The organism is Rhizobium sp. LjRoot30 (assembly GCF_964253915.1).
Taxonomy (GTDB): domain Bacteria; phylum Pseudomonadota; class Alphaproteobacteria; order Rhizobiales; family Rhizobiaceae; genus Metarhizobium.
In genome coordinates this window covers 308,561-320,604 of sequence record NZ_CAXUSG020000002.1, presented here as the reverse complement: position 1 = coordinate 320,604, position 12,044 = coordinate 308,561, and the positions used below count along the sequence as shown (strand labels likewise).

At 62.5% G+C, this 12,044-nt stretch carries 9 protein-coding genes; 6 read left to right on the top strand and 3 right to left on the bottom strand.

The features are described 5' to 3' along the window. Positions 1–2: 2 nt before the first annotated feature. A complete protein-coding gene (locus ACSQ3I_RS05450) occupies positions 3–920 on the bottom strand; it encodes an ABC transporter permease subunit (RefSeq protein ID WP_435996790.1) in 918 nt (305 codons plus the stop codon). 81 nt (positions 921–1,001) lie between these two features. Next, positions 1,002–2,117 (bottom strand): branched-chain amino acid ABC transporter substrate-binding protein, encoded by a 1,116-nt coding sequence (locus tag ACSQ3I_RS05445; protein WP_435996788.1) that lies wholly within the window; start codon positions 2,115–2,117, stop codon positions 1,002–1,004. A 326-nt stretch (positions 2,118–2,443) separates the two neighbouring features. Between ACSQ3I_RS05445 and ACSQ3I_RS05440 the strand changes: the two genes are divergently transcribed. From ACSQ3I_RS05440 to ACSQ3I_RS05415, 6 genes are all read left to right on the top strand, one after another. Further along, complete coding sequence (locus tag ACSQ3I_RS05440) at positions 2,444–4,525, top strand: hydantoinase/oxoprolinase family protein (RefSeq protein ID WP_435996786.1); 2,082 nt, start codon at positions 2,444–2,446, stop codon at positions 4,523–4,525. Positions 4,526–4,536: 11 nt separating this feature from the next. Beyond that, a complete protein-coding gene (locus tag ACSQ3I_RS05435) occupies positions 4,537–6,195 on the top strand; it encodes a hydantoinase B/oxoprolinase family protein (RefSeq protein WP_435996784.1) in 1,659 nt (552 codons plus the stop codon). Further along, positions 6,192–7,403, top strand: a complete 1,212-nt coding sequence (locus tag ACSQ3I_RS05430; RefSeq protein WP_435996782.1) for a pyridoxal phosphate-dependent aminotransferase — start codon at positions 6,192–6,194, stop codon at positions 7,401–7,403. The genes ACSQ3I_RS05435 and ACSQ3I_RS05430 overlap by 4 nt, the downstream gene beginning before the upstream one ends. Before the next feature lie 13 nt (positions 7,404–7,416). Next, positions 7,417–8,229: an NAD-dependent epimerase/dehydratase family protein gene (locus ACSQ3I_RS05425; protein WP_435996780.1), complete on the top strand. Its 813-nt coding sequence runs from the start codon at positions 7,417–7,419 to the stop codon at positions 8,227–8,229. Between the two features lie 8 nt (positions 8,230–8,237). Beyond that, positions 8,238–9,431: an NAD(P)/FAD-dependent oxidoreductase gene (locus ACSQ3I_RS05420; RefSeq protein WP_435996779.1), complete on the top strand. Its 1,194-nt coding sequence runs from the start codon at positions 8,238–8,240 to the stop codon at positions 9,429–9,431. A gap of 118 nt (positions 9,432–9,549) precedes the next feature. Next, positions 9,550–11,235 carry a thiamine pyrophosphate-binding protein gene (locus tag ACSQ3I_RS05415; RefSeq protein WP_435996777.1) on the top strand — a complete coding sequence of 562 codons (1,686 nt, stop codon included), beginning with the start codon at positions 9,550–9,552 and terminating at the stop codon, positions 11,233–11,235. A 43-nt stretch (positions 11,236–11,278) separates the two neighbouring features. Here the strand turns inward: ACSQ3I_RS05415 and ACSQ3I_RS05410 are convergent, their stop codons facing one another. Continuing rightward, entirely contained in the window at positions 11,279–12,010 is a 732-nt protein-coding gene (locus tag ACSQ3I_RS05410) for a FadR/GntR family transcriptional regulator (protein WP_435996775.1), read from the bottom strand. Positions 12,011–12,044 lie beyond the last annotated feature (34 nt).

Here is a 12,044-nt window from a genome sequence, read left to right as displayed (position 1 = left end):
CCTCACACTTTCTGGATTTCCGCCCGGCCGAGCAGGCCGTAGGGGCGGAAGAACAACAGGAGGATCAGCAGGGCGAACGCGAAGACGTCCTTGTAGTCGGTGCTGACATAACCGGCGAACAGGGCTTCGGTCAGCCCGAGCAGGATGCCGCCCAGCACGGCGCCGGGCAGCGAGCCGATGCCGCCGAGGACGGCTGCGGTGAAGGCCTTGATGCCCATGACGAAACCGATGAAAAAGTTGAACGAGCCGTAGTTGAAGGTGACGAGCGTGCCGCCGACGGCAGCCGTTGCGGCGCCGATGACGAAGACCGTCGAGATGATGCGGTCGGTGTTGACGCCCAGCACCGCCGACATGCGGATGTTCTGCTGGGTCGCCCGGCATTCGCGGCCGATGCGGGTATAGTTGATCACGTAGGTGAGAATGCCCATGGCAATCAGCGCGGCGAACAGGATGACCGTCTGCATGTAGGTGATCTGGGCGAAATGCACCTCGTCGCCAAAACGGAAGGCGCCCTGGATCAGCGTCGGCACGCCCTGGTCGCGGGCACCCTGCGAGATCTGCACGTAGCTCTGCAGCATCAGCGATATGCCGATGGCGGAGATCAGCGGGGCGAGTTTCGTCGAGCCGCGCAAAGGCCGGTAGGCCACCCGTTCGATCGCCCAGCCATAGACCGCCGTGACCGCGCAGCTGATCACCAGCACGGAGATCAGGGCGAAGGGCACGGACTGGATGCCGAAGAAGGCGAGAACGGCAAGAGTGATCGCGGCGATATAGGCCGAGACCATGTAGACGTCGCCATGGGCGAAGTTGATCATGCGGATGACACCGTAGACCATGGTGTATCCGACGGCGATCAGGCCGTAGATCGTGCCGAGCGTGATGCCGTTGAACAATTGCTGGGCCAGGATGTAGACGTCCATGGCGAACCCCTCTTTTATTTTTTGCGGGCACGGAGAAGCCGGCCGGACACGCATGCCCGGCCGATCTGAATGAGCCTGCCTTTAAGGGACGAGGACGGGGGTTCCCTTGTCGTCGAAGGTGTAGAAGACGAACTTGAAGTCCTTGATGTCGCCCTTCTCATCCCACGTAATCTTGCCAATGGCGGAATCGACCGTGTTGCCGCGCAGCCAATCGGCCTGCGCCTTCAGGTCTTCGCCAGCCTTGAGGGCCGCCACGACGGCCTGCGCGTTGGCATAACCGTAAAGCACGTAGTTCGCCGGCGTGATGTTGGCCTTGGTCAGGGCATCCTGGACATCCTTCGTCGAGGGGTCGGCGAGCGGATCCGGCGTGGCGGAGTAGTAGACGTTCTTCAGGTTGGCCGCGCCGCCGGCAGCAGCCACGAGTTCCGCCTGCGCAAAGGCGTCGCCGGTGACGAAGACGACATCGACACCCTGTTCCTTGAGCTGGCGCACCAGCGGGCCGCCTTCGGGAATGAGGCCGCCGAAATAGACCGCATTGGCGCCGGTGCTCTTGATCTTGGTGACGAGCGCGTTGAAATCGCGTTCGCCGCGCGTCAGGCCTTCGTAAAGAACCGGCGTGATGCCGCGGGCTTCGATGGTCTTCTTGACGGCGTCCACCAGGCCCTGGCCATAGGTGTCCTTGTCATGGATCAGGGCGATCTTGTCGAGCTTCAGCGTATCGAGGATGAAACCGCCGGCAACGACGGCCTGCTGGTCGTCACGGCCGCAGCCGCGGAACAGATTGTCGAAGCCACGGTCGGTGACCGTCGGGTTGGTCGAGGACGGGGTCATCTCCAGGATGCCGGCGTCGTTGTAGATTTCGGATGCCGGGATCGTGCTCGACGAGCAGAAGTGGCCGATCACCGCCTGCACCTTGTCCTGGTCGACGAAACGGTTTGCCACGGCAACAGCCTGCTTGGGTTCGCAGGCATCATCGCCCTTCACCAGTTCGATCTGCTTGCCGTTGATGCCGCCGGCAGCGTTCACATCGTTCACATAAGCGGAGACGCCGTTGAAGACCTGCTCGCCGAACGTCGCGTTGGCGCCGGTAAACGGGCCGGCGACGCCGATCTTGATGGTGTCGGCGGCAAAGGTCGGGGAGAGGAAAAGGGAGGAGACTATGGCCGTTGCTGCAAGGAGTTTGGAAAAATGCGTCATGAAGGGCTTCCCTCTGGTTAAGCCGTTGATCTTCTTTCATGTGGCGCGCGGTTGATCCGCGTTCGGCTTGTTTCTTGGGCTTTCCGCAACGCCATTTCCGGGCACTCGGCAGCCGATCTCATGTCGCGATCGCGATATTATTTCCGTCGCAATCGAGCCATAAATCAAGTTGACACATGTATGATAAGTGATATATCCAAAATCCGTCAAGCAGAAATCTTGCTTCGGCGCGCCGGCTGTGAAAACTGGCGTTCTGGAAGCTTCGCCGGCCGCTGCGCCGGATGAGGTCGGGCGCCCCAAGGCGCGTGTATGTGGGGAACGAAACGGTGACTAATACGCCACGAAACTGCAGGGTGGGCGTCGATATCGGCGGCACCTTCACGGATATCGCCCTCGATCTGGATGGCGCGCTCCATTCGACCAAGGTCCTGACCGACTACACCGCTCCGGAACGGGCCATCCTGAAGGGTGTCGCGGCGGTTGCCGAGATGGCGGGCATCGCGCTTTCGCAGATCGACCTGCTCATTCACGGCACGACGCTTGCCACCAACGCACTGATCGAACGCCGCGGCGCCAAAACCGCCTTCGTCACCACCGAGGGTTTTCGTGACGTGCTGGAAATGCGCACCGAAAACCGCTTCGAGCAATATGATCTCAACATCGTCCTACCCCCGGCGCTGATCGCCCGCGCCGACCGGTTTATCGTCCGCGAGCGGATGAACGCGGCCGGCAAGGTGTTGTTGCCGTTGGACGAGGCATCCGTGGCAGCCGTCGTCGCCGCCATAAGCGAAGGCGGCTATGAAAGCGTCGCCATCGGTTTCATCCACGCCTATGCCAACGGCGCCCATGAAGCGGCCGTGCGCGATGCCATCCTCAAGCGCCTGCCGCATGTCTCCGTGTCGATTTCGTCGGAAGTGTCGCCACAGATGCGCGAATTCGAACGCTTCAACACGGTCTGTGCCAATGCCTACGTCAAGCCGGCGATCAAATCCTATCTCGACCGCCTCGTCGTTTCGCTGAAAGAGATCGGCGTCGGTTGTCCGGTCTTCATGATCCATTCCGGTGGCGGTATCGTCTCTGTTGAAAGCGCCTCGGAATTTCCGGTCCGCCTTGTCGAGTCCGGTCCGGCGGGCGGCGCGATCTTTGCCGCCGACATCGCCCGCCGCCACGGCCTCGACACGGTCCTTTCCTTCGACATGGGCGGCACGACGGCGAAGATCTGCCTGATCGAAAACCAGGTGCCGAAGACAGCCAAGACCTTCGAGGTCGCCCGCACCTATCGTTTCCGCAAAGGTTCCGGCATGCCGATCTCCATTCCGGTGGTCGAGATGGTGGAAATCGGCGCCGGCGGCGGGTCCATCGCCGCAATCGACGGCATGCGCCAGATCCGCGTCGGGCCGCATTCGGCCGCGTCCGAACCGGGGCCGGCCTGTTACAAGCGTGGCGGCAAGCACCCGACGGTAACGGATGCCGACCTGATCCTCGGCAAGCTCGATCCCGACAATTTTGCCGGTGGCGCCATTCCGCTTTCGGTCGAGTTGAGCCGCAAGGCCATGCAGGACGATATCGGCGCCGCAATCGGCCTCGATGCGGATGGCGCCGCTTACGGCACCTGCGAGATGGTCGATGAAAACATGGCCAATGCCGGCCGCGTCCATACGGTCGAGAACGGCAAGAACATCGCCGATTTCACCATGATCACCTTCGGCGGCGCCGGCCCGCTGCATGCGGCCCGTCTCTGCGAGAAGATGGGCATTTCCAGCTTCCTGGTGCCCGCAGGCGCCGGCGTCGGCTCCGCTATCGGCTTTTTGCGCGCGCCTTTCGGTTATGAGTCAGTGCGCAGCGCGGTCTTCAACCTCTCCGATTTCGATTTTACCGAGGCGAACAGGCTGGTCGCTGCAATGCAGGCGGAAGCGCTTGGCTTCGTCGAAGGTGGGCTTGATGCCGCCGCGCCGGTGATCGAGCGGACATTGTTCATGCGGTATGCCGGGCAGGGGTGGGATATCCCCGTTCCGCTCCAAACCGAAACATTCGACGCCGGCAGCGCAGCCAAGATCGCCGCGCAGTTCGAGGCGGAGTATGAGCGCTTCTTCGGCCGCGCCATCGAAGGCCTCGATGTCGAGATCGTCAGCTGGTCGGTCAAGGCAAGCTCGCCGCTGCCGCCGGTCGCCCGCGTCGCTGTCGTCGCCGAAGGCGATGTCGTGGCGCCGTCCAAGAGCCGGCGGCTGTTTGAAGCCGCGCAGGGCGCCTTCCTCGATGCCGGCATCCATGAGCGCGACGACCTAAAACCCGGAAACGTCGTGAAAGGCCCCGCCGTCATCGTCGAGCGCGAGACATCCACCATGCTCACCGCCACCTTCAAGGCCATCGTCCAGAACGACGGTTGCCTGCTCGTTACCCGGATTTGAGGACTGGACCGATGAATCAATCGATGATCGATATCCATATGCAGGTGATGTGGAACCGCCTGATCTCCGTTGTGGAAGAGCAGGCCCAGACGCTGATCCGCACCGCTTTCTCCACCTCGGTTCGCGAGGCCGGCGACCTGTCCGCCGGCGTCTTCGACCTTGAAGGCCGGATGCTGGCGCAGGCCGTCACCGGTACGCCGGGCCACGTCAATGCGATGGCCGAGTCGGTCGCGCATTTCATCCGCGACATCGGCCCCGAAAACATCTTCGAAGGCGATGTCTACATCACCAACGATCCCTGGAAGGGCACCGGCCACCTGCACGACATCACCGTCGTCACGCCGTCCTTCCACCATGGCCGGCTGGTCGGCTATTTTGCCTCCACCGCCCATGTCGTCGATGTCGGCGGGCGCGGTTTCGGGCCGGATGCGCGGGAAGTCTATGAAGAAGGCCTCTTCATCCCGATCATGAAATTCTTCGAACGCGGCGAACTGAACCGTACGCTCATCCACATCGTGCGCAACAATGTGCGCGAGAACGACAAGGTGGTCGGCGATTTTCACGCGCTGGCCGCCTGCAACGAGACCGGCCATCGCCGCCTCATCGACATGCTGACGGAATTCAACCTCGACGATCTCTCGATGATCGGCGGTTTCATCCTCAAGCACAGCCGCGAGGCAACGCTGGAGCGCCTGAGGACCCTGCCGCATGGCAGTTGGTCCTACAGCCTCGATCTCGACGGCTACGACGAGCCGGTGCATCTGGCGGCCAAACTCACCATCGGCGCAGACGGCGTGCTCGTCGATTTCGACGGCACATCCGGCATGAGCAAGTTCGGCATCAACGTGCCGCTGGTCTATGCCAAGGCCTATGCCTGCTATGGCATCAAATGTGTCGTGGCGCCGGATATTCCCAACAATGCCGCCTCGCTTGCACCCTTCGATGTCGCAGCCCCGGAGGGCTGCATCCTCAACGCCAAGCGCCCGGCGCCGGTCGCCGTGCGCCATGTGCTCGGCCATTTCGTGCCCGATCTGGTGCTCGGCGCGCTGCATCAGGCGCTACCCGGCCAGGTGCCGGCGGAAGGCGCCAGCGCGCTGTGGAACCTGCATATGAGCGTTCGCCCCGTCGCCGACCAGATCGGCGGCAAGGGCGCAGAAATCCTGATGTTCAACTCCGGCGGTTCCGGCGCCCGCGCCTCGCTCGACGGCCTGAACGCAACGGCCTTCCCCAGCGGCGTGCACACGATGCCGATCGAGGCGACGGAGAATGTCGGCCCAGTCATCGTCTGGCGCAAGGAATTGCGCGAAGGCTCCGGCGGCGCCGGCGCACGGCGCGGCGGTCTCGGCCAGATGATCGAGATCGAGGCAGCCGAAGGTTTTTCGTTCCGCTTCTCCGCCATGTTCGACCGCCTGCACCATCCGGCGCGGGGTCGCGACGGCGGTCTTGATGGCGCGTCAGGTGGCGTGGCGCTCGATGACGGCACGGTGTTGAAGGGCAAGGGCCTGCAGTTCGTGCCGGAAGGCCGACGGCTCGTCCTCTCCTTGCCCGGCGGCGGCGGATATGGCGATCCGGCGACGCGTCCGGCAGAGGCGGTCGCCCATGACGTCAGGCACGGTTACATCACGGCGGAACAGGCTGCGCTCTACGGCAAGGCAGGAGAAAAGGCATGAGCATGATCGCATTCGAAAGCCACAGGGCCTCCACCATCAAGTCGTCGCCCTCCATGGCCGTTTCCATGGCCGCCAAGGCGATGCGGGCGAAGGGCGAACAGGTGATCGACCTGTCACTCGGCGAGCCGGATTTCGATACCCCCGCCCATATCGTCGATGCCGCCGTCGATGCGATGAAGCGCGGCATTACCCGCTACACCGCTCCCGACGGCCTGCCGGAACTGCGCGACGCGATCGTCAGGAAATTCAAGCGCGAGAATGGTCTCGACTATGCCATGGACGAGATTTCCATCGGCAACGGTGCCAAGCAGATCCTGTTCAACGCTTTCCTCGGCACGCTGGAACCGGGAGACGAGGTCGTCGTACCGGCGCCCTATTGGGTTTCTTACACCGACATCGTCATCCTGCACGGAGGTCTGCCGAAAATCGTTGCATGCGGCGTTGAGGATGCCTTCAAGATCACCCCGGAGCGGCTGGAAGCGGCGATCACGCCGAAGACGCGCTGGTTCCTTTTCAATTCGCCCTCCAATCCCACCGGGGCGATCTATACCGCAGACGAGTTGCGGGCGCTCGGCGACGTGCTGGCCCGCCATCCCCGCGTTGCCATCATGTCGGACGAGATCTACGAACACATCGTTTGCGGTGACGTGCCGTTCACGTCCTTCGCCAATGCCTGCCCGGAGCTTCGTGACCGCACGCTGCTCATCAACGGCGTCTCAAAGGCCTACGCCATGACCGGCTGGCGGCTGGGTTACGCCGCCGGGCCGAAAAGCCTGACGACGGTGCTGAACAAGATGCAATCGCAGAGCACCACCTGCCCCTCGTCGATTACCCAGGTGGCGGCGGCCGCCGCACTCAACGGCCCGCAGGATTTCGTCACGACGGCGGTTGCCGAGTATCGGGCACGCGGCGAACTGGTCGCCAAGGGTTTTGGCGCAATCCCGGGGCTCGGCGTGCGCGCGCCGGAAGGTGCCTTCTATCTCTTCCCGAAATGTGCACCCTACATCGGCAAGACGGCGCCGGATGGCACGGTGATCGCCAACGACACGGTGCTCGCCTCCTACCTGCTGACGGAAGGCAAGGTTGCGACCGTGCCGGGTGCGGCCTTCGGCGTCGAACCCTATATCCGCCTTTCCTTTGCGACATCCCGCGATAATCTGACCCTGGCTATCGAGCGCATCGCCGATGCCTTGGCCCGGCTGCGCTAAAGAGGGAAAAACCATGTCTCATTTCCAGAGAGTTCTTTTGACCGGAGCCGCCGGCGCCGTTGGCTCAGCGCTTCGCCAGTCGGGCACCCGTCTCGGCAAGGTCGTCCGCCTGTCCGATCGCAAGCCTTGCGAAAATCTTGAGGCCCACGAGGAAGACGCCACACTCGAGCTGGCCGATTTCGATGCAGTGTCCGAAGCGGTGAAGGGTTGCGATGCCATCGTGCACCTCGGCGGACAGCCGCTTGAGGCAGAATGGAAAACCATCCTCGATTCCAACATCTCCGGCGGTTACCACATTTACGAGGCAGCCCGCCGCCACGGCGTCAAGCGCATCGTTTATGCCAGTTCCGTACACGCCATCGGCTATTACGAGCGCACCGAAACCATCGACGGCAGCGTGCCCACACGGCCGGACAGCCTCTACGGCGTCTCCAAGACCTTCGTCGAAAACCTCGGCCGCTACTATTTCGACAAGTTCGGCATCGAAACCGTCTCGATCCGCATCGGCTCCTGTTTCCCGGAGCCGACCGACCGCCGGCACCTGATCACCTGGCTTTCCTATCGCGACTGCCGCCAACTCGTCGAAAAGAGCCTGTCGGCGGAACGCGTCGGCTTTATGGTCGCTTACGGCATGTCGCACAACAGCCGCGCCTTCTGGGATAACCGCACCGCAGCCTCACTCGGCTATAAGCCGGAAGACAGCGCCGACGATTACGCCGACAAGGTCTTCGCCAAGACGCAACAGGGTGATCCGAACGATCCCGCTGTCCGCTTTCAGGGCGGCAGTTTTACGGCCGTCGGTCATTTCGAAGACGGCAAGAAGTGAGTTCGGCGATGCAGGCTTCGAAAACTTCTTATGACGTGGTCATCGTCGGCGGTGCCGTTGTCGGCAGCGCCACGGCCTACTTTCTGGCGACCAACCCAGATTTCACCGGCTCGGTGCTGGTGATCGAGAAGGACTGGACCTACCAGCGTTCGGCGACGGCACTGTCCTCCGCCTCGATCCGCCACCAGTTTTCCAATGCGATCAACGTCCAGGTCTCGCAATTCGGCACCGAGTTCATCCGCAATTTCAAGGAAAACGTCGCCGTCGACGACGATACGCCTGAGATCGGTTTTCACGAGAACGGCTACCTGTTCCTCGCCGGCGACGAGCGTGGCACGGATGTTCTGCGCCGCAACCATGCAACGCAGATCGCCTGCGGCGCGGAAGTGACGCTGCTCGATCCGGAAGGCCTTGGCAAACGCTTCCCGTGGCTAAACACCGAAGGCCTGACGCTCGGTAGCACCGGCGAGCGCGGCGAGGGCTGGTTCGATAGCGTCGGCCTGCTCCAGGGTTTTCGCAAGAAGGCTCGCACCCTCGGCGTCGAATATATCGAGGACGAGGTAGTCGCAGTGAACCGTGAAGGCGATCGCATCGTCTCGGTGACCACCAAGGGCGGCCAGACGATCGCCTGCGGCACGCTCGTCAACACATCCGGCACCAACGGCAAGAAGCTTGCCCGCATGGCCGGCCTCGAAATCCCCGTCGAGCCGCGCCGCCGCTCGCTCTTCGTCGTCGATTGCCGCACGCCGCTTGGCCCGGGCGTCGGCCTGACCATCGATCCGACCGGCGTGTTCTTCCGCCCGGAAGGCAAGTTTTATTTGATGGGCACCTATCCAAAGCACGATCCGGAGGTCGATCCGACCGATTTCGCCGTGATGCACGATGAGTTCGAGGACGAGATCTGGCCGACGCTGGCCGGCCGCGTGCCGGCCTTCGAGGCGATCAAGGTGGTGAACAGCTGGGCCGGGCATTACGACTATTGCACGCTCGACCACAACGTCATCCTTGGCCCGCACAGCGCGGTGAAGAATTTCCTCTTCGCCAACGGCTTTTCCGGTCACGGCCTGCAGCAATCGCCGGCGATGGGGCGAGGGCTTTCCGAACTGATCACCTATGGCGGCTTCAGGACGCTCGACCTCTCGCCTTTCGGTTATGAGCGCGTTGCCCTGAACCGGCCCTTCCTTGAGGACGCTGTCATCTAGGGCAATTCCAGCAAAAGTGCTGAGCGGTTTTGCGTCCGGAATTGCGTAAAAACAAAAGGCTAGAGCGTTTTCGCGTTTCGGAGAAAGGCGGAAGTGCCTAGCGGCTGAGGAGACTGACATGACAACCGAATATGAGACCCGCAGCGGCGGCCAGGTCCTGGTCGACGCACTGAAGATCCATGGCGTGAACCGTGTCTTCGGCGTGCCCGGCGAGAGTTATCTGGCGGCCCTCGATGCCTTCCATGATGCCGAGGATGACATCGAATTCGTCATCTGCAGGCAGGAGGGCGGGGCGGCCTACATGGCGGAAGCCTACGGAAAGCTCACCGGCAAGCCCGGCATCTGCTTCGTCACCCGCGGCCCGGGCGCCACCAATGCATCCGTTGGCGTGCATACGGCATTCCAAGATTCGACGCCGATGATCCTGTTCATCGGCCAGGTGGCGCGTGACCAGGTGGAGCGCGAAGCCTTCCAGGAAATCGACTATCGCCGCATGTTCGGCCAGATGGCGAAATGGGTGGTGGAAATCGAGGATGCCGCGCGTATTCCCGAACTGATTTCCCAGGCCTTCCACCGCGCCGTCAATGGCCGGCCGGGGCCGGTGGTCGTGGCGCTGCCGGAAGACATGCTGACCGACAGGGTGGCGATTGCCGATACACCGGCCTACAAGCGTGTGGAGACTTATGCCGGCCAGCCGCAGCTCGACGAACTCGTGTCCCTGCTGGCCAAAGCACGGCGGCCGATGGTGGTTGCGGGCGGTGGCGGCTGGACGCAAAAGGCGGTGGCCGACCTGAAGGCCTTCTCCGAAGCTTTTTCGCTGCCGGTTGCTGCGTCCTTCCGCTGCCAGGACCTGTTCGACAACAGTCATGCCAACTATGCCGGCGATCTCGGCCTTGCGGCAGGCCCGAAGCTGGTTCAGCGCGTCAAGGATTGCGATCTCTTGCTCTGCATCGGTGCCCGCCTCGGTGAAATGACCACCGGCGCCTACACGATGATCGACATTCCCGTGCCGAAACAGACCCTCGTCCATATCCATGCCGGAGCAGAGGAACTAGGCCGCGTCTACCATGCGAGCCTGCCGATCAACGCCAGCGTCGGCGGTTTCCTGTCGCAGGCGGCGAAGCTCTCGCCTGTCGCCGCGCCTGCCTGGGCCGACTGGACGAAAGATGCGCATGCCGACTATCTGGAAAACCTAAAGCATCCGCAGACGCCGGGGCCGGTGCAGATGGGCGACATCATGGCGTGGTTGCGCGGCCATCTGCCCGAAGACGCCATCCTGACGACAGGGGCCGGCAATTATTCTGCCTGGGCGCACCGCTTCTATCAATATCGTACCTTCCGCACCCAACTCGGACCGACCAACGGTTCGATGGGCTACGGTGTGCCGGCGGCGATCGCCGCCAAGATCACCGAGCCCGGCCGGCCGGTGGTGGCATTTGCCGGCGACGGTTGTTTCCTGATGAACGGCCAGGAACTGGCGACGGCGATGCAATATGACGCCCGCGTCATCTTCCTCGTCATCAACAACGGCATGTACGGCACCATCCGCATGCACCAGGAGCGCAGCTATCCCGGCCGTGTCACGGGAACGAAACTCACCAATCCGGATTTTGCCGCCCTTGCGCGCTCCTACGGCCTGCATGGCGAGACGGTGGAGACGACGGCGGAGTTTGCCGATGCTTTCCGCCGTTCGGAGGCTTCCGGCAAACCGTCGTTGATCGAAATTCGCATCGATCCGGAGGCTTTGACGGTGAAGATGAGCCTGACACAGATCCGCGAACAGGCCTTGCAACAGCGGGCATAAGGCCGGGTTCCGCCTTCGGAGATCGCCGCGTTGTTCGCGGCGATCAATCCTCCGCTTCGCTGCCTGACGGCTCGTCCAGCATCAGCCGGTAGCGATTGAGGCTTTCCTCGAGATGGGCGATCAGCGCCTGCTTGGCCGCTTTGGAATCGCCCTGCGTAATCGCTGCAAGGATGGCGGCGTGCTCCTTGTTGATCTTCTTGAGGTAGGCATTGTAGGTGCGCCCCGACTGGCGGTGTTTTAGCACCAGATCGAAATTGATCTCGCCCATGACCGCTTCGAGAAAACTCGGGAAATGCGGATTGCGGGTCGCCTTGGCAATGGCGAGGTGGAATTCGAAATCGGCGCGGGCCTCGATCTCGGCATCGTTGGTGTCGAGGTTTTCGATGTAATCGAAGGCGCGGGCGATTTCGGCGAGCGCTTCCGGCGTGCGACGCTGGGCAGCAAGCGCCACCGATTGGATCTCCACGCCAAGCCGCAACTCAAGGATTTGCATGGCGGAGCGGATGTCGTCGATGCGGCTGATCTCGAAATTCAGCGTCTTGGCATCCTTTTCGGTCACATATACGCCGGCGCCCTGGCGGGCGATGACGCGTCCGGCAACCTTCAGCGACGTCAGCGCCTCGCGGATGACGGTGCGGGATACGCCGAACTCCTCGCACAATTGCGCACTTGACGGTATCTTCTCGCCGGGCGCATAAAGTCCGGAGTCGATGCGTTCGGCAAGCTTGGCGACGACGATTTCCGCGAGATTGCCCCGCTGTGTTATGATCGACATGCCGATCCAGCCCTTTGTCCGGTGGTTTGCATTT

Coding starts and splice junctions, on each gene's coding strand:
- ACSQ3I_RS05450 (WP_435996790.1), bottom strand. CDS start 920: ATGGACGTCTACATCCTGGCCCAGCAATTGTTCAACGGCATCACGCTC.
- ACSQ3I_RS05445 (WP_435996788.1), bottom strand. CDS start 2,117: ATGACGCATTTTTCCAAACTCCTTGCAGCAACGGCCATAGTCTCCTCC.
- ACSQ3I_RS05435 (WP_435996784.1), top strand. CDS start 4,537: ATGAATCAATCGATGATCGATATCCATATGCAGGTGATGTGGAACCGC.
- ACSQ3I_RS05430 (WP_435996782.1), top strand. CDS start 6,192: ATGAGCATGATCGCATTCGAAAGCCACAGGGCCTCCACCATCAAGTCG.
- ACSQ3I_RS05425 (WP_435996780.1), top strand. CDS start 7,417: ATGTCTCATTTCCAGAGAGTTCTTTTGACCGGAGCCGCCGGCGCCGTT.
- ACSQ3I_RS05420 (WP_435996779.1), top strand. CDS start 8,238: ATGCAGGCTTCGAAAACTTCTTATGACGTGGTCATCGTCGGCGGTGCC.
- ACSQ3I_RS05415 (WP_435996777.1), top strand. CDS start 9,550: ATGACAACCGAATATGAGACCCGCAGCGGCGGCCAGGTCCTGGTCGAC.
- ACSQ3I_RS05410 (WP_435996775.1), bottom strand. CDS start 12,010: ATGTCGATCATAACACAGCGGGGCAATCTCGCGGAAATCGTCGTCGCC.